The organism is Vibrio owensii CAIM 1854 = LMG 25443, assembly GCF_000817815.1.
Lineage (GTDB): Bacteria > Pseudomonadota > Gammaproteobacteria > Enterobacterales > Vibrionaceae > Vibrio > Vibrio owensii.
The window spans coordinates 33,210-51,745 of record NZ_JPRD01000041.1; the positions used below are offsets into that span (position 1 = coordinate 33,210).

The 18,536-nt window shown below is 46.8% G+C and carries 16 protein-coding genes; 8 read left to right on the top strand and 8 right to left on the bottom strand.

Going from position 1 to position 18,536, the window contains the following annotated elements:
- Window positions 1–6 precede the first annotated feature (6 nt).
- The 5 genes from cobA (at window position 7) to cysC (ending at window position 5,876) form a co-directional block, all read left to right on the top strand.
- Window positions 7–882, top strand: coding sequence for a uroporphyrinogen-III C-methyltransferase (gene cobA / locus H735_RS20200; protein WP_009707825.1), 876 nt, complete (start codon window positions 7–9; stop codon window positions 880–882).
- 59 nt (window positions 883–941) lie between these two features.
- Window positions 942–1,850 carry a sulfate adenylyltransferase subunit CysD gene (gene cysD / locus H735_RS20205; RefSeq protein WP_005430587.1) on the top strand — a complete coding sequence of 303 codons (909 nt, stop codon included), beginning with the start codon at window positions 942–944 and terminating at the stop codon, window positions 1,848–1,850.
- An 18-nt stretch (window positions 1,851–1,868) separates the two neighbouring features.
- Entirely contained in the window at window positions 1,869–3,299 is a 1,431-nt protein-coding gene (gene cysN, locus H735_RS20210; RefSeq protein WP_020196528.1) for a sulfate adenylyltransferase subunit CysN, read from the top strand.
- Between the two features lie 210 nt (window positions 3,300–3,509).
- The gene (locus tag H735_RS20215; protein ID WP_005437336.1) at window positions 3,510–5,234 is read left to right on the top strand and encodes an SLC13 family permease; all 1,725 of its coding nucleotides are present in this window, start codon (window positions 3,510–3,512) and stop codon (window positions 5,232–5,234) included.
- A 24-nt stretch (window positions 5,235–5,258) separates the two neighbouring features.
- A complete protein-coding gene (cysC, locus tag H735_RS20220; protein WP_020196529.1) occupies window positions 5,259–5,876 on the top strand; it encodes an adenylyl-sulfate kinase in 618 nt (205 codons plus the stop codon).
- A 90-nt stretch (window positions 5,877–5,966) separates the two neighbouring features.
- Here cysC and H735_RS20225 read toward each other — a convergent pair whose 3' ends face one another.
- From H735_RS20225 to H735_RS20255, 7 genes are all read right to left on the bottom strand, one after another.
- Complete coding sequence (locus tag H735_RS20225) at window positions 5,967–6,872, bottom strand: TIGR03899 family protein (RefSeq protein ID WP_020196530.1); 906 nt, start codon at window positions 6,870–6,872, stop codon at window positions 5,967–5,969.
- A gap of 339 nt (window positions 6,873–7,211) precedes the next feature.
- Window positions 7,212–7,706, bottom strand: a complete 495-nt coding sequence (locus tag H735_RS20230; RefSeq protein ID WP_020196531.1) for a DUF3299 domain-containing protein — start codon at window positions 7,704–7,706, stop codon at window positions 7,212–7,214.
- A 5-nt stretch (window positions 7,707–7,711) separates the two neighbouring features.
- Complete coding sequence (locus H735_RS20235) at window positions 7,712–8,971, bottom strand: ABC transporter permease (RefSeq protein WP_005437344.1); 1,260 nt, start codon at window positions 8,969–8,971, stop codon at window positions 7,712–7,714.
- Window positions 8,968–9,696 carry an ABC transporter ATP-binding protein gene (locus H735_RS20240; RefSeq protein ID WP_020196532.1) on the bottom strand — a complete coding sequence of 243 codons (729 nt, stop codon included), beginning with the start codon at window positions 9,694–9,696 and terminating at the stop codon, window positions 8,968–8,970. Before H735_RS20240 ends, H735_RS20235 begins: the two co-directional genes overlap by 4 nt.
- 52 nt (window positions 9,697–9,748) lie before the next feature.
- The gene (zrgA, locus tag H735_RS20245) at window positions 9,749–10,471 is read right to left on the bottom strand and encodes a zinc uptake protein ZrgA (RefSeq protein ID WP_020196533.1); all 723 of its coding nucleotides are present in this window, start codon (window positions 10,469–10,471) and stop codon (window positions 9,749–9,751) included.
- A gap of 99 nt (window positions 10,472–10,570) precedes the next feature.
- A complete protein-coding gene (locus H735_RS20250; RefSeq protein WP_005437348.1) occupies window positions 10,571–10,870 on the bottom strand; it encodes a DUF2607 family protein in 300 nt (99 codons plus the stop codon).
- 176 nt (window positions 10,871–11,046) lie between these two features.
- Entirely contained in the window at window positions 11,047–11,598 is a 552-nt protein-coding gene (locus H735_RS20255; RefSeq protein WP_009707817.1) for a YtfJ family protein, read from the bottom strand.
- A 216-nt stretch (window positions 11,599–11,814) separates the two neighbouring features.
- On the opposite strand from H735_RS20255, the gene H735_RS20260 reads away from it, so the two are divergent.
- Window positions 11,815–12,015, top strand: coding sequence for a DUF1107 domain-containing protein (locus tag H735_RS20260; protein ID WP_009707816.1), 201 nt, complete (start codon window positions 11,815–11,817; stop codon window positions 12,013–12,015).
- A 49-nt stretch (window positions 12,016–12,064) separates the two neighbouring features.
- Here H735_RS20260 and msrA read toward each other — a convergent pair whose 3' ends face one another.
- Complete coding sequence (msrA, locus tag H735_RS20265; RefSeq protein ID WP_020196535.1) at window positions 12,065–12,703, bottom strand: peptide-methionine (S)-S-oxide reductase MsrA; 639 nt, start codon at window positions 12,701–12,703, stop codon at window positions 12,065–12,067.
- A gap of 166 nt (window positions 12,704–12,869) precedes the next feature.
- On the opposite strand from msrA, the gene tamA reads away from it, so the two are divergent.
- Together tamA and tamB are read left to right on the top strand one after the other, a co-directional pair.
- Entirely contained in the window at window positions 12,870–14,582 is a 1,713-nt protein-coding gene (tamA, locus tag H735_RS20270; protein ID WP_020196536.1) for an autotransporter assembly complex protein TamA, read from the top strand.
- Window positions 14,579–18,505, top strand: coding sequence for an autotransporter assembly complex protein TamB (gene tamB, locus H735_RS20275; protein WP_027726723.1), 3,927 nt, complete (start codon window positions 14,579–14,581; stop codon window positions 18,503–18,505). The genes tamA and tamB overlap by 4 nt, the downstream gene beginning before the upstream one ends.
- Window positions 18,506–18,536 lie beyond the last annotated feature (31 nt).

An 18,536-nucleotide genomic window follows, 5' to 3' on the forward strand; every position in this document is an offset into this window, starting at 1 on the left:
AAGCACATGGCAGTTAACGATTCAGTAACGAATTTCCCAATCAACAAGCCTCGGCTGGTTTCGGATAACCAAGCTGCCGATCTTCCGCGTTTCAGCAAGCAGTCCCTTCAACCGGGTGAAGTTGCCCTTGTTGGTGCTGGTCCGGGTGACCCTGAGCTATTAACGCTGAAAGCACTCAACTGCCTACAACAAGCTGACGTCGTGCTTTACGACTACCTAGTGTCTGACGAGATCATGGCGTTAATCCCAAGCGAAACCATTTTGGTGTGCGTGGGTAAACGTGCCGGGCACCACAGTGTACCGCAAGAGAAGACCAACCAATTGCTCGTGGACTTTGCTAAGCAAGGTTACAAAGTGGTGCGCATTAAAGGTGGCGATCCATTTGTGTTTGGCCGCGGAGGTGAAGAGTTGGAAGTTTTGGCTGATGCTGGTGTGCGTTTCCAAGTGGTTCCGGGCATTACTGCTGCTGCAGGTGCGACCGCTTATGCAGGTATCCCGCTGACGCATCGAGATTACGCGCAGTCAGCACTGTTTGTTACGGGTCATCTGAAAGAAGAAAGTGACGACATGGACTGGTCGACGCTCGCGCGTGGGAATCAGACTTTAGTGATCTACATGGGACTGATGAAATCACACTATATTCAGAATCAGCTCATCAAACATGGTAGGGCAGCCTCAACCCCTATCGCCATCATCGAGCGCGGTACGCAAATCCAGCAAAAAGTTTTCACCGGAGAACTTTCTCAACTATCTGAATTATCTAAAGAAGCTCAAGCTCCGTCTTTGATTGTTGTCGGCGAAGTTGTGCGTCTGTCTCAAAAGTTGGACTGGTTTTTGTCTAGTACTGAATTCAACAAAAGTGCTATTGCCAGCTCCATATAATTTCAGACCAAAGATTAGGGACGTAATGAGCCTTCAAGCTTAAAAAGGAAAGACAAAACATGGACCAACAACGTTTAACTCACCTTAAACAACTCGAAGCGGAGAGTATTCATATCATCCGCGAAGTTGCTGCTGAGTTCGATAACCCAGTCATGATGTATTCGATTGGTAAAGATTCATCAGTCATGTTGCATCTTGCGCGCAAAGCCTTCTACCCAGGCAAAATTCCATTCCCACTACTGCACGTAGACACGGATTGGAAATTCCGCGAGATGATCGAGTTTCGTGATCGTACCGCTGAGAAATACGGCTTTGAGCTTTTGGTTCATAAGAACCCAGAAGGTCTAGCAATGGGTTGTAGCCCATTTGTGCACGGCTCTTCAAAGCATACTGACATCATGAAGACTCAAGGTTTGAAGCAGGCTCTGAACAAGTACGGTTTTGATGCGGCATTCGGTGGTGCACGTCGTGATGAAGAGAAGTCACGTGCAAAAGAGCGCGTTTACTCATTTCGTGATAAGAACCATACCTGGGATCCGAAAAACCAACGTCCGGAGCTTTGGAAAACATACAACGGTCAAGTAAACAAAGGGGAGAGCATTCGTGTGTTCCCACTTTCAAACTGGACTGAGCTGGATATCTGGCAATACATCTACCTAGAAAACATTGAGATCGTGCCTCTATACCTTGCAGATAAGCGACCTGTTGTTGAGCGTGATGGCATGCTGATCATGGTAGACGATGACCGCATGAAGCTAGAGCCAGGTGAAGTGATTGAAGAGAAGAGTGTTCGTTTCCGTACTTTGGGTTGTTACCCGCTGACTGGCGCGATTGAGTCTGAAGCTAACACGCTAACAGGCATCATCGAAGAAATGCTGGTGGCAACTTCAAGTGAGCGCCAAGGTCGTGCGATCGACCACGATCAGTCAGGATCGATGGAGCTTAAGAAACGTCAAGGTTACTTCTAAAGGATCTAAGGAAAGATAATGAACAGTGCAGTTGAAGCTCAATTAGCCGAGCTTGGTATTGAAGGCTATTTAAAACAACACCAGTACAAGTCGTTACTTAGATTCCTGACTTGTGGCTCGGTAGATGACGGTAAAAGTACCCTAATCGGTCGCTTGCTCCACGACTCAAAACAAATTTATGAAGATCAGCTAGCAGCAGTTCACTCGGATAGCCAACGTGTAGGCACCACGGGTGAAAAGCCAGATTTGGCATTGCTGGTAGATGGTCTACAAGCAGAACGCGAGCAAGGCATCACCATTGATGTGGCTTACCGTTACTTCTCGACGCAGAAACGTAAGTTCATCATTGCTGACACGCCAGGACATGAGCAGTACACACGTAACATGGCAACAGGCGCATCGACCTGTGATTTGGCTGTGATTTTGGTTGATGCACGTAAAGGTGTGTTGGACCAAACGCGTCGTCACTCATTCATTTCTAACCTATTGGGATTGAAACACTTCGTTGTTGCTATCAACAAAATGGACTTGGTGGATTACTCACAAGAACGTTTTGAAGAGATCCGTGATGAGTACCTACAGTTCTCAGAAAACCTAGCGGGTGAGACGGATATCCAAATTATTCCGTTGTCAGCGCTAGAAGGCGACAACGTAGTAGAGAAAGGACAAAACCTAAGCTGGTTTGAAGGTCCGTCTCTGCTTGAGCTACTTGAGACTGTGGATGTTGACCACGAGAAAGGCGAAGGTGACTTCCGTTTCCCTGTTCAGTATGTAAACCGTCCTAACCTCGACTTCCGCGGCTTTGCTGGCACGATTTCATCGGGGTCGGTGAAAGTAGGCGATGCGATTAAGGCGCTGCCATCAGGCAAAACCTCAACTGTTGCACGTATCGTGACCTTCGATGGCGATGTACAGGAAGCACAAGCAGGTCTGGCTGTGACGTTGACGCTGAATGACGAAATCGACATCAGCCGCGGTGATTTGCTGGTGCTGGAAAATGCACAAGTAGAGTCAACTAACCACTTGTTGGCGGATGTAGTGTGGATGACAGAGCAACCGTTGCAACCGGGTCGTGATTACGACATTAAGATTGCTGGTAAGAAGACGGTTGGTCATGTTGAAGCCATTCATCACCAGTATGACATCAATAATCTTTCGACTCACGGTGCAGCTGAACTGCCGCTCAACGGCATTGGTTTGTGTGAGTGGTCGCTGAACGAATCTGTCGCGTTGGATAACTACCAAGATTGTGCTGATACCGGCGGCTTTATCATCATCGATCGTCTAACCAATGTAACGGTTGGTGCGGGCATGGTGAAAGAAAGCCTAGCGGCTGTTGAGCGTGGTCTTGCGGATGTTTCAGCGTTCGAAATTGAACTCAATGCTTTGGTTCGTAAGCACTTCCCGCATTGGGAAGCTAAAGACCTGAGCCAGTTATTGAAGAAGTAATTGGTTCACCTAGCCTGACTGGATTGCGAAACCTGTCAGGCTGATTTCCCCCGAATCCAGAATGCCCCGGAAGCCCAAGAAACCGAGCGTTCTGGCGTTCTTTTTCGCTTGCTTTGCTTTTTTGTCTGGTTACTCGTTTGTCACTCCGTGCAGCTAAGTTTGCACGAGTCGTTGTTGTGCCCGTATCGGGTTTATTGGTAAGGATTGGCTATGTGGGAACAAGGATTTGTATTAGCGATTTTGCTTGGCATTATCACTTGTTTACTCGTAACCAAAATTAAACCAAGTTACGTATTTGCTGGAGCTGCTTTCATCGCCTTTATGGCGGGCATGATTGAGCTCAATACCATTGCGGCAAACTTTACTAATTCTTCACTTCTGACCCTAGTGCTGCTGATCCTCGCATCGAGCGCATTAGAAAAAACCTTATTGATCAGCTGGGTCAGTCGCAGTATTTCTGAAGGCCATCTTGGTAGTGTGATTGCCAAGTTGGGCTTTTCTACCGCTTTACTTTCCTCTTTCACGAACAACACGGCGGTTGTGGTGTCGTTAATTGGTGCGATTAAACGCAACCAACAACATGCACCATCTAAGCTTTTGATTCCACTTTCTTATGCGGCGATTTTTGGTGGCACGTTGACGTTGATTGGTACCTCGACCAACTTAATCATCAACAGTTTTGTTGAAGATGCCGGCTTACCAAGCTTGAGCTTCTTTACTCCGACCATGATTGGCTTAGCGGTGTTGGTGGGCGGTGTGCTTATTCTCATCCCGCTGAGCTATCTATTACCTAATTACGATGACCAAAACCAAGAGGACTTACCTTACTTCTTAGAGTCTCGTGTTGAGCCCGGTTCACCTTTGGTCGGTCGTACCATTACCGAAAATAACCTGCGTGCCCTGAGAAAATTGTTCCTTGCTGAAGTGATTCGCGATGGCGTGACGGTTTCTTCTGTTGGTCCTGATTTTGTTCTGAATGCCAAAGACCGATTGCTGTTTTGTGGTGATGTAGAAAGCGTGGCGACATTACAAGAGATTCCCGGTTTAACGCTGTTTGGTCATCAACATCTCAATGGTCAAAACTTCATTGAAGTGGTAGTCAGTTCATCGGCGACCTTCTGTCATAAAACCCTTAAAGAGAGCCGTTTCCGTGACCGATTTGATGCGGTAGTCGTAGCGATCCGTCGTGGTCATGAGCGCCTTGAAGGTGGGTTAGGCAATATCACATTAGCCGCGGGTGACACATTGGTCTTGGTTCCCGGCAAACGATTTGAGGCAGAGCGACGTGCGCACCGAAAAGAGTTTGTTTTAGTCAACGATCTGGATTCCAGCGCGCGCTTGGATTCGAATAAATCCGCTCTAGTACTGTTTGGCTTTGCGGCAGTGATTGGCTGTGCGTTGTTGGAGCTTGTCCCTATTATCAAAGGTTTGGCTGCTTATTTGATAGCACTGCTTGCCTTTGGCGTGATTCAACTGTCTGAACTTCGTCGTCGTTTCCCAATTGATATTGTGGTGATTGTCGGCTCAGCGTTATCTATTGCACAGTTGATGATTTCGTCCGGTTTATCGGTGCGAATGGGCGATATGTTTATTGAGGCATTTAACGGGTGGGGTGTGTTTGGTGCGTTGGTTGCCACTTACATCATGACTCTGGTGTTAACCGAGCTTGTTACGAACAACGCGGCGGCAGCGCTGTCTTTCCCTATTGGCTATAGCATGGCGGTAGGTTATGGCGTTGATCCAATGCCTTTCATTATGGCGGTGCTGTTTGGCGCCAGCGCCAGTTTTATTTCTCCTTACGGGTACCAAACCAACTTATTGGTATACAGCGTAGGGAATTACAAATTGACCGATTATGTGCGAATTGGCGTGCCGATTTCTATCGTGTATTCAGTGCTAGTACTGACGCTGATTCCGGTCTTCTTTCCGTTTTAATCTGTAAATTTACAAGGATACGTTATGACTGCCGAAACTCCGGTAAAAGATGAAAACATCGTTTGGCATCAGCACTCGGTTGATAAACAGTTTCGTGCTGGATTAAAAAAACAGAAGCCTGCAGTACTTTGGTTTACTGGGCTGTCTGGCGCGGGCAAATCAACGGTGGCTGGTGCATTGGAAAATCGCTTAGCCGAACTGGGTTACCACACTTATTTGCTCGATGGCGACAATGTGCGTCATGGCTTGTGCAGCGACTTAGGCTTTTCTGAGCAAGACCGTCGCGAGAATATTCGTCGCATTGGTGAACTGGCGAAGCTGATGGCAGACGCGGGTTTGATTGTTCTGTCGGCGTTCATTTCTCCTCATCGTGCAGAGCGTCAATTGGTACGTGATCTACTGCCTGAGGGGGAGTTTATTGAAGTGTTCGTCAATGCGTCTTTAGAAGTATGTGAAGACCGTGACCCGAAAGGCTTGTACAAGAAAGCACGCGCAGGAGAAATCCCGAATTTCACCGGTATTGACTCTGAATACCAAGCTCCAGCAAACCCAGAAATTGATTTGCCAGCGGGCGAAAAGAGTGTCGAAGAGCTGGTGGAGTTGTGTTTAATCGACCTTAAACAACGTGGTGTGATCCGATAAAAAAGCATTTGGATCATGGGTGGCCAAAAAGTCACTGAGCAGTTAAAAGAGCTTTTGGATCATAGGTGACCAAAAGCTCTTTTTTATGTACTAAACGGTGTGGTTTACTGTGGTTTTTGCTTCACTATGAACGCTAAATCTTTGATTTAGAAGCGCTAGCATCTGGTCATAGTATTGATTGTTAGGCTTGTTACCAAGCAGCTTACACAACTCATTACCTGTCGGAGTAAAGCGGTAGTAAAGCAGACGCACACCTTTTGTATTCACCTGTAATGACAAATTCTTACCTTGGTAGCTGAGCATCAAAGGCGTTTCAATACCAATTTCGCCAGACTCTAATTCGGTACTGTGTAGCAACCCCAATTCAATCAACACTAACAAACTTGAATAAGGAAGCTGGAAGCTACCCATGTTGAGATTGCTGGTGGTATCGCGTTTGCCAAAACTGAATATTCCGCCATGCGCTTTGTAGCCAATCAACAGTTTTCTACTTGAATCACCACCAAAACTGCACGCTAACGTCGCGGCACGTTGCAGAGTTTGGGCTTCTCTCGGCGACATGTCTTTCAGCACTTTAAGTGCTTTCATCGAAGTTGAACCGGGGTTGGTGACTTCGCGCTTCATGACTTGAGCCCAGAGTTTTTGCATCGAGCTGTTGTGGATGTCCTGAGCCATATCGAAAAAGCGATACAACCAGTCTTGGTCAGGTTCACCTGCGGTCTCATCTCGACACGAACTGTGCGCCAGTTTGAGGATCTGTTCTAAGTTCTTCTGTCTTTGTTCTTGGCGGCGTTGTTCTCTTAACTGAGCTCGCTCAAGTGCAGTTTTGGCTGGAGGATCACTTTGCAACAATGCGTCTAGCCCGTAGATTTGGGCAATGCTTTGAACACGGCTCGCACTGTCTTTAATGTAGCCAGACTTCTTTTCATGGTGAGTATGTTTTTGTTGTGTGGGTTCGTGTTCGATAACAACAGGTTGCTTTGTTGGTTCTGCCATTTCATTTCCTACCAAGACTGGCGATTAGCGCTTGCTTAAATTTACACCTTTCCTGTTTTCTCGACCAGAGAGGCATGTCTTGAAATTGACAGAATAAAGGCTATTCAAAATGATAATGAGTTGTTAAAATTGTTATCGTTATTTTGGAGGGGTGATGAAATATTCAGACGTAAGCAAACTGAGAAAGCACCTGTCGATAGCGCTACTTTTGGTTTTATATGTTGGTGTATTAGCGTATTTGTCGCGCTACATTGTTTAACTAACAGAAAGAAAAAAGGCGCCGAATCGACGCCTTGGTGTATCTACTTAATCAGCTATACGAGCTCATTGAGCTACAAACTACATGTCATCGTAGGCTTCAATTGCTGAGCCATCAATCACGTAGGCCGTTTCTGCCAGTTCATGTTCTATGGTCTCGGTCCTTAATGTCCCCACGACATAAATGACATCCCACAACTCTTGTACTGGCGCTCCTTTCGGAAACTTCACGTAAATGATCTGGTTTGGTGGCGGTGGTGGAACGTGGATACAAGCGCCAAAATATGGCACCAGCAAAAATTCCGTCACTGTATTCGCATCACCTTCTAATGGGATCACAAAGCCAGGGATTTTTACCTTACTGCCGTTCAGTTCTGGACGAACATTACCAATCTTTGACTGTAATGCCGCGCCACCGGTGTGGTCAGTCGCAGGCATACCTACGCTGTCGAACATCTTGCGCTCATTCTCAGGGACTAGATCAATCCAGTCGAGTTTCAACGGTTCATCACTTGCCAATACTGGCGCAGTGAACGAAATCAGTAGCAAGCAGCTAGCGAGTATCTTTTTCCACATCTTTACTAAATCCTAATTGTCATTCCATCACTGAGCGATTGTCGGTAAGCACGGAATGCAGGGATGAAGCCAATCACAATGCCTGCGCACTGCACAAAGCCAAGCAACATCCATTCATACGGCGACAGTGCCGTTAATGTTAGGTGTATACCATAACTTTGTTGGATTATCGGTTGCAAGAGGGCAAGCATAGAATACAAACCCGCGACCCCAACAATGATACCTGCAAATGTCAGTAAGCTTGCTTCGCTGATCAGCAAAGAGAACACGTGTTTTGGTCTTGCCCCCATTGCTCGTAGGATGGCCATTTCTCGGCGACGTTCTTGTAAGCTAGTGAGTAGACTGCTCAGCATCCCCAATAAACCTGCGACCACGACAAACCCTGATACCGCCATTAGCGCTTGCTCAGCAATAGACATCATTCCCCACAATTCGTGTAGGGCGACACCCGGCATGATGGCGCTAAGCGGCTCTTGCGGATAGGTGTTAATTTGTCGTTGTAAAGCGAAGGTTTGAATGCGCGATTTCAAGCCAATCAACATCGCAGTAATTTGCTTAGGTTGGAAGTCTCTTGCCTTGAGTTCTTCTGCGCTCGGTGTCGGACCAAGACGAGCGCCACTTTCCCAACCGACATGTATCGCTTCAATTGCTTCCAATGAGACGTGGACGGTTTTGTCGACGGGTGTGCCTGTTGGAGCAAGAATGCCGACGACTTTAAACGGCAAGTTGTCATGGCGGCTAAAGCCTACATCGCTGATGCCATGGGCAATGATGATCTCACTACCGATTTTATAGCCCAGTTTTTTGGCGACATCAGAACCTAGTACTGTTTCGAATAAACCGTTGAATTCTCGACCTTCAGAGAAAGTTAGTGGTTGCTTACTTCCGTACTTGTAATGTTCGAAATAGCTGTGATTGGTCCCCATGACTCGGAAGCCTTTATGGGAATCACCCAATGAAATAGGAATCGCCCAGTCAACTGCTCGGTGATTGGCAAATTCTTCATAGCTTTTCCAGTCAATGTTGTTGGTTGCGTTGCCGATTCTGAAAACCGAGTACAGCAGCAGGTTTACCTGCCCTGAACGCCCGCCGACAATTAAATCAGTACCAGAAATGGTGTTGGCAAAACTGTCTTTGGCTTGGGTGCGAATTCGCTCTACGCCTAACAGAAGGACAACAGAAATCGCGACGGTCATGATGGTAAGTATCGCCGTCGCTTTGCGGTTCATCAGGCTTTTCCAAGCGAGCTTTACTACGGCACTCATGATGCGGCTCCTAGGGTTTGCGCTTGATTGATTTCAGGCAAATTTAGTGTTCTGTGGAAGAGAGATTCCAGAGTTGGATCATGGCTAACAAAAACCAATGTAGCGTTGGCAAGATTGGCTTGTTCCATCAATAACTCAATAAACGCTTTGCGGTTGTCATGATCCAAGGCTGAAGTTGGCTCGTCAGCAATCACCAGTTCAGGTTGGCCGATCAGTGCGCGGGCAGCAGCAACGCGTTGTTGCTGGCCAATACTCAGCTCAGAGACTGGCTTATTGTGCAGTGCTTTCGGAAGATGCAAACGTTCTAGCAGTGATGTTGCTTGCTCTTCAAGCGTTGCAGTCGAAGCGTTTGGTGCAACGCGATCTCGGCGAATTTTGCTGAATTGGCATGGGATTAGGACGTTTTCGATCACATTCAAGTAAGGCAACAAATTGAATTGTTGGAAGATATAGCCAATGTGATCGGCACGAAATTTGTCTCTTTGACTTGCTCTTAAGCTTGCAAGATCGGTATCAAGTACAGACAGAGAGCCTGATGTGAGCGTATTGATTCCAGTTAGTAGGGCAAGCAGAGTCGATTTACCACAGCCGCTAGGGCCTTTGATAAAGACATGCTCGCCTTGAGCGATGTGTAAGTGTGGAATATTAATGGTCGCGTTTTCAGAGCCGGGCCAGACAAACTGGGCGTTAGCAAGCTCAACAACGTTTGACGTGGTTTCAGTCATAATAAATTACCAAAGCAATGGCGTGTGAGTAAGTACTCACACGCCATGTGAGTTATTTAATTGCGATCTTTGTGTTGCCTTTGTTCAACGTTGTCGCTGACTGAGTAGTGTCAGTGAATAGATTTGCGCTGATTGATTCTGTTGCTGGGAACTGATTGAACCAAGTTGTATCAATGCTGTTTAGGTCTGCGACTGAATCACAGTGGTAACGGTATTCAACAGTAAACTCACCGTGGCCGCCGTGTTCATGATCGTGGCCTTCATGGTCGTGACCTTCGTGATCGTGGTGCTCATGGCCGTCATGGTCATCATGCGCATGCTCTTCATGATCATGGCCTTTGTGTTCGTGATCATGGTCGTGCTCATGTTTGTCATGATCGTGACCTTCGTGGTCATGCTTATCGTGGTCGTGGCCTTCATGATCATGGTGGTCATGACCTTCGTGAGAATCTTGGCCTAGTGTGTGAGATACATGAACATCTTCAATCACACATTTTGCTTGTTGGTTGATAGCAAATAGCTTGTCTGTATCTTTTAGCGCAGCAATCGCTTGCTTAAGTGCTTGCTCTTGCTCCGCATTTTCTGGTGCGTGTTCAAAGCCCACTACGTCAGCGCCTGGAGAAGTGATTTCAATCAATAGGTCTTTACCGTCTTGAGCAATATTGAATTCTACGTGACCGTGAACGTGCGCTTCGTGCTGACGGTATTCTTCTGCGTTAGCAGTTGCTGCTAGTGATAGGCCGATAACAAGAGCTAGAGCGTGTTTAGATGGCATTTTCTTTTTCCTAATTTGCTTAATTATTTTGCTGTGGTTGCTGAATTAAATCATGAGGTTAGCAACCAGTTTTGTTTCTAGTATGGGGACTTCTTAAGTTTAAGCAAATATCGGCGGCGCACGTGCTGTGTAGCGCACATCACTGACATTTAAGTGCTTTTCGATAACGTCAGAATGCGTTGAACGTTGATACGTTGGAGCGAGAATTTCTGGTAGAGCCTTAACCAGACCATGATGAGCTCCTGCAAACATTTGGCAGTGATGGTGGCTGTGATGTTCTGGAATTAGGTCAAGTTCATGGGCAATGGTAGCGAAATTCCATACGATCAGTAACGCAACACTGAGCAAGACAACAGTGCGACGCCAATGATGTGTGGTTGCTAGCCAGCGATAGTGCATCTTAAAGCCCGAAATGATACTTGGTGTTATAATATAACATCCATTTTCGCTAAAAGTTCACTCTTTTGTTAGTGCAGAGCAAATTATCTTTGGTGAAAGAAGTGCTTATGAGAAGAGTAAGCTGGGAAAGGTAAGGAAGTCGCTCCCTGCCAAGTGTGGCAAGGAGCGTAAAACAGCTAGATGTTTTGTTTGATAAGTCCAAGTACTTGCGTGATTTCATCAGGAGTCAGTGCGCCTTCTTTGATGAACAACACTTTACCTTGTTTATCTTGCACAATGATTGCAGAGCTTTCTTCTTTTAGGGCCCAAGAGCTTGCTACTACACCGTTTTCATCCAGAACCATAGAAGACCAAGGAAATTCTTGTTTGCTGTCTTGTGCTGAAGACTTCACAAACGAGCCTGTTCCCCAAACTGCATCATCTTGATTGATGATGGTTGTGGTTTGGTAAGCGTCTGCTGGGAATTTTGCGTCAGTAAGTGCGACCATCAATGGTGCATTCATTTCTTTTGAGCTGCTGCGTCCTGCAATAGCCTGAATAACTCGGACCTTACCTAGCATCTGTTGAGTTGCCCAAGGTTGGTAAGCCACACCTTCACCTTGCAGTACGATTTCACCGTAAGCATCAACTTTTGCTGCGGGTACACTCTCTCCAAGAGACAGGTTGTGAGCAAGCGCTAGACCCGGAGTAAGAGCAAGGAAAAGAGGGAGGAGAGTCTTAGTTTTCATATTGTTATGTTCCATATGGGTTGTGAGACTTCCCAAGTATATACTTACAGTGCATAAAAATGTAGAACCGTTTATAACAATTCTTTAACGTATGATGTCTAATATTGTTGCGTTAACGTTGAAATTTGATAGAATGAACCACGTCGCAAATTGCGCATAAAAGGTTGCCAAGGAAAGAGCAATCAGTGTTTTCTCAAAAGGATGTTGAGGTTGGTTATGCTACGTGAGTTTGCTGTTTACCGTCCACGTCAGGTGGCGCGTTTCGTTAAGACTTTATTCAAAGGTCAGTTTTCAATTGCAGGTGTGGGTGAGTTCCGTTTTGATAACGGCAAAGTACTATTACCTGACGTTAAAAATCCCAAACAACTCTCTGTATTTAGAGAAGTAAACCAAGCGATATTATCGCTCCCGGTATAATGACAAGATTTGTAAAAGAGCGACTTTCGTCGCTCTTTTTCGTTTCGGATTAACCTTGAAGGCTCGGTGGGAAGCAAACACCTGTGCCGCCCAATCCACAATAACCGTTTGGATTTTTTGCTAGGTATTGCTGATGGTAGGTTTCTGCAAAGTAGTAAGGGCCCGCCGCTTGGATTTCCGTCGTGATTGCCGCGCGCTGATCTTCTTGCAACGCTTGTTGATATTGGATTTTCGATTTTTCTGCCGCATCTTGTTGTTCTGGCGAGTAGGTATAAATCGCAGAACGGTACTGAGTTCCTAAATCGTTACCTTGGCGCATCCCTTGCGTAGGGTCGTGTCTTTCCCAAAACGTTGCCAGTAATTGCTCCAGAGAAATTATGCGCTCGTCGAATACGACGCGAACCACTTCGGTATGGCCAGTTTTGCCTGTACAAACTTCATCGTAAGTGGGATTTTGCGTGTAACCACCTGCGTAACCGACGGATGTTGATACGACGCCTTCAAGTTGCCAAAACAGGCGTTCAGCGCCCCAAAAGCAGCCCATTCCGAATAAAATTTGCTGTTGGTGAGATTGTGGCTGAGCCGTTAAACTCGATTGATTTACAAAATGAGTGTCATCGATTTGCATTGATGCCTCTCGACCAGGCAGTGCATCTTCTATACTGATCATTGTCTGTTTGTTGAGCATGGTATTTGTCCTTCAATACGTGTCTTAATTTTGCGAATTATTTTATTCAGTCTGAATATGATGTTGTGATGACATAGACCGTAGTAAACCTATTAATATTACAGACTTAGCCTTTAATTGGCGTTATTATTGTTTACGTTTATTTAACCTCGTCCAGCTAAAAAGCATGATAAGAAAAGCTACTCCGATAATTGCTAGCCTCCTTGCCTTTTCTCATAGCGCTTACGCCGATGTTTCCCTGACGATCAAGGGCATCGATGGCGCGCTAGAAGATAATGTGAACGCTTATTTGTCTTCAATTCCTGAAGACGACTACTCTACGTCTTTGCGCTTTCAGGCGCGATTGGAACAAAGTATCACTGAAGCGTTGAATGCGCTCGGCTATTATCATGCGAAAATTTCATACACTATTACGAAAGATAATGATGAACTGATCGTCAACGTCAAACCCGGCGAGCCGGTCAGAATAAAAAAGATGGACGTGGTGATTTCGGGTGAAGCCGAGAAAGATGAAGAGTTCACGAATCTCATCAATAAATCACGATTGAAAGAAGGTCGTATCCTCAATCAAGGGGAATACGACGCTCTAAAATCAGGAATTCGCAACTTAGCGCTGCAACGCGGTTACTTTAATGGCGACTTTAAGCTGAGCCGCCTAGAAATTGTACCAGAGCTAAACGAAGCGAATGTCCGTCTCCACTATGACAGTGGTATTCGCTATCACTTTGGTACGGTTGAAATTCTGGGCAGCCAGATCTGGGAAGATCGCGTGGACTCTCTGCGTCCATTTAAAACTGGTGAGCCTTACTTGGTTTCCGAAGTTGGCGAATACAACCAAAATCTCTCTAACACCGATTGGTTCTCTTCGGTTTTTGTCGAGCCGGATCTGAGTAAGTTGGATGACGGTCGTGACTTGCCAATCAAAGTCTCTCTTGCTCCTGCTGCGAAAAACCAATTGGAGACGGGTATTGGTTACTCTACCGATACCGGTGTGCGCGGTACGCTGAAATGGAAAAAGCCATGGGTAAGCGCTCGTGGCCACAGTTTTGATACCGCCCTTTCTCTATCGCAACCTGAACAAACCATTACAGCGGGCTACAAAATCCCACTCGATGATGTACTACATGAGTACTACCAACTTCAGTTCGGTTTGAAGCACCTTGATAACCGCGATACGGAGAGTTTGGAATCGAATCTTGCGGTAGAGCGTCACTGGATCACCGATGGTGGTTGGCACAAGACTTTGTACGTTCGTCACTTGTACGAAAACTTCTCGCAAGGTTTGCAAGAAGATGGTGTGCAATTTGTTCTGCCGGGTGCGTCGTTCTCTCGTACACGAACTCGTGGCGGCAACATGCCGATGTGGGGTGATAAGCAGAGTGTGACCGTTGAATACGGCGACCCTGCATTGTTGTCTGAAACGCGCGTTCTTCGTCTTCTGGGTCGTACGTCTTGGATTCGAGGGATTGGTCAGAACCACCGTGGCTTATTCCGCCTAGAAGGTGGTGCCAACATCACTGATGAATTTGAAAAGCTATCGCCATCGCTGCGTTTCTTCGCCGGTGGTGACAACAACATTCGTGGTTATGGTTATGAGTCTATCTCGCCAACCGATGCTAGTGGGGCATTGACTGGTGCGAAGTACATGGTGACCAGCACGCTTGAGTACCAATATCGCGTAACTGGTAACTGGTGGGGCGCAGTCTTCTACGATATCGGTGACGCATTTAATGAAACCCCAGTCTGGAAATCGGGCGCGGGTGTGGGCATTCGCTGGGCATCTCCAGTTGGTCCGGTCAGCTTTGACTTTGCTTGGGGTCTAGACTCTGAGCCAGATCCAGAATTCCGCATCCACTTCTCATTGGGGCCAGAGCTATGATGAAAACAACCTTGAAGTGGACGAAATGGTTCTCAATCGGTCTGCTGAGCCTAATTCTTTTGCTGGCGATCTTCGTCGGCACCATTCTATTTACGCATCCAGGTTTAAAGCTGGCGCTTTGGGGCGCAGAGAAAGCTTTGCCACAACTTAAAGTTGAGCAAATTCAAGGTTCATTGTTCCCTCGATTTGCTTTACGCAACGTCAGCTTTGTTGACGAGTCGTTGAATGTTGATGCAAAGGTTGAGAGCTTGACGCTCGCGATCAACTTCCGTTGTTTCTTTGATCCGAAAGTGTGTGTGGATGAGCTGGCTCTGCAGGGTGTGAACTTCCAAATGCCGGAGTTGCCTCCTGCAAGTGAAGAGCCGGAAGAAGAAACCCCGCCGCTGCGTTCTATCAGCACTCCAGTGCCAATCTTCGTCAATAAAGTCAGCTTTAACGACATCAACCTAAACATCTTAGGAAACAAAATTGACTGGCAAGATTTCTCAACGGCGTTGTCGATGCAGGGTGACCGTTTAGTCATTGCACCAACGGCATTGAAAGCCATAAATGTGGCTCTTGCACCAAGTGAAGAGGCGACAGAAAAGCAATCTGCACAAGCACCAGAGGCCAAAGCTGCAGACGAGAAAGGCGAGTCACAAACCAAGGTGGCTCAGCAGTCAGCAAATACGGCATCTGAAGCGACAGATAAAACGCAACCATCAGAACAAGCCCCAACTCAAGAGGTTGCTGCAAAACAACAAGATAAGACACAGCCTCAAGCGACGGCAGAAGCTGAGCCTGAAGGTATTGTTTTACCAGAGGTATGGATTCCACTGACCATCGACGCGCAGCGTCTTGATATTCATGACTTTAAATTGTCTGGTGACACGCCGGTTATCGTTCATCACTTAGGACTCGAAGCAACGGCAGGCGGTGATAAAGTCGATGTTAAAACACTCGAACTTGATATGCCGGAAGTGGAAGGTCAGCTCAACACGCAAGTGACATTATCGGCTGATTACCCAATTAAAGCGCAGATTGATGCCTTGGTTAAACAAGCGGACGTGAAAGGCCAGAAGTTATCGTTATCTGCGTCTGGTTCTGTGGGGGATTTGTCATTACAAGCAACGCTTTCTGATCTGGTTAAAGCCAAGATTGAAGGTCAAGTGCAACCGCTTAAACCTGAGTTGCCATTTGATATCAAACTGAAAGATGTCGAAGCACAATGGCCATTAAGTGGAAAAAGTGACTATCAAGTCTCTGTACCGAGTTTAGAAACAAAAGGCTCACTAGATGGCTACACCGTTGCGCTAGAAACGAAGGCATCGGGTAAAGATATCCCAGCAGTCGATGTGGCGCTGAACGGCAAAGGTACGCTTGAACAGATTGATTTAGACAGCATTGTAATCAAAACGCTAGGTGGTGAGTTAGCGGGTAAGGTAATGGCTAACTGGGCGGCGCCAATCAACTGGCAAGCCGATCTGAACCTGAAGAACATTCAACCAGGCCTACAGTGGCCAGAAGCCGAAGGTGATATCAGCGGTAGTCTATCGACTTCAGGCTCACTAACCGATCAAGGTGGCTGGCAAGTGAGTCTGCCTAAACTGGACATCGACGGTATTCTACGTGGCTACCCGTTAAATATTGAAGGCCAATTAGACGCCGCGGATAAGAATGGCAAAGGCGAAGACATTCAACTGAACACTCAAGGTTTAGCCTTGTCGCATGGTCCTAACTCATTGCGAGCGAAAGGTAAGATCGACAAGCAAATCTTAATGGATGTTGAGGTTAATTTCCCTGATTTCGCGAAAAGTGTGCCGGATCTTGGCGGTAATATGAATGGTAATATCGCACTTCGCGGTAGCCTGAAACAGCCAGACATCAACTTAGATCTCGCGCTTAACCAAGTGAACTGGCAACAACAAGCGAAGGTCGAGACGATTACCCTGAAGGGTGATGTGACACCTCTGCCTGCGCCGAAAGCTGATGTGAGTTTGATTGCGAAAAACATCACTTACGATGACATCAAAATCGACAGCGCAGATCTTGAAGTGACAGGCGATGAGAAGCTGCATCAACTGACATTGGATGTGGTATCAGACATCGTTTCAAGCAGCTTAGAAATTGAAGGTACGTTTAAGCAGAAACCTGAAATGATCTGGGATGGTGCATTGCGCCGACTCACGCTAAGCACACCACAAGGCCCTTGGGCACTGCAGAAATCGACGGCAGTGAAAGTGAACATCGACAAACAAGTGGCTGACGTACAAGCGCACTGTTGGTTGCAGTCTAAGTCGAGCGTGTGTTTGAGTGAGGACATCAGCGTTGGTAAGAGCGGCGAAGCGAAGTTAGCCATCACCAACTTTGACTTTGACCAAATCAAACAATTCTTACCGCCAGAAACTAAACTGCAAGGTTCGGTGAATGCGAACGCGTTTGCGAAATGGGCACCAGACATGAAACCGGAAGTCACGGTGAATGTGGATATGCCAAAAGGTCAGGTTGAGCAAACGCTAGAGCAACCAATCAAGGTCGGCTGGGAAAGCGTGAGCCTCAAAGCAAAATTAGCTCAGGATAAATTAGATGCTGAGTGGCTACTTGACGTCACAGACAACGGTGATTTATCCGGTAAGGTAGCGTTGAATGACGTTTCTTCAGAAAAGCCAATTATCGACGGTAAAGTGTCGCTATCGACGTTCCATCTCGATTTCTTAGCTCCGCTGATTGGTGAATACAGCTTGTTCAAAGCGAACATGAATACGGATCTGGCTCTGTCGGGTGATGTGATGCACCCGAAGGTCAACGGCCAATTCTTGATTGACCAAATGAAGCTGCAGGGTGAAGTGACGCCAATCGATATCAACTCTGGCCAAGTCGCGATTAACTTTAAAGGTCACCAAGCGGATTTAGACGCTGGCATTATTACGCCGGATGGCAAGTTGGAGATTAACGGTGATGCAGATTGGCGCGATCTAGAAAACTGGCACACCAAAGCTCGTGTGTTTGCTAAAGAGCTAAAAGTTGATATGCCGCCGATGGTGCGAATCAAGGTCGAGCCAGATATGACCATTGATGTCACACCGAAACTGGCCAAGGTAGAAGGTAATATCAATCTACCATGGGGCCGTATCTTGGTGGATGAATTGCCGCCAAGCGCAGTTGGTGTCTCGAGCGATACGGTTATCTTGAACAAAGACATGCAGCCGGTCGATGGTGAGCCAGCGCTGCCGTTTAATGTCGAAACCGACATCAACATTAAGATTGGCGATGACTTCCAGTTATCTGCATTTGGCCTAAAAGGCGACTTGCAAGGTAACCTGAATGTGACGCAAAAAGACAAAGGTCCATTCATTGTCGGTGAAGTGAATATCGTCGACGGTTCTTACCGTTCATTCGGCCAAGATTTGGTGATTGAAGAAGGTAAGATCATGATGAATGGTCCCGCGGATCAGCCTTACGTATCGATTAAAGCGATTCGTAACCCAGACAACACGCAAGATGATGTGACGGCTGGTGTTCGAGTGACTGGCCCTGCGAGTGATCCAACAGTAGAAATCTTCTCGGATCCTGCAATGCCACAAGCAAACGCGCTGTCTTACCTATTGCGTGGTCAAGATATCGATGCGGAGTCGGGCGGTAACGCGATGACCACAACCTTGATCGGTCTCAGCTTGGCGAAGAGCGGTAAAGTCGTGGGTGAAATCGGTGAAGCCTTTGGTGTACAAGACCTGCAATTGGATACGGCAGGTTCGGGTGACGACTCTCAGGTGACGGTGAGTGGTTACATTCTGCCGGGTCTTCAAGTCAAATACGGCGTGGGTATCTTTACCTCTTTAGGTGAATTCACCGTTCGTTACCGTTTGATGAAAGATTTGTACTTAGAAGCGGTATCCGGTGTCGATAGTGCGGTTGATCTGCTTTACCAATTTGAATTCAACTAAGCTTAGCTTTTAAACATAACTAAGGAGTGGT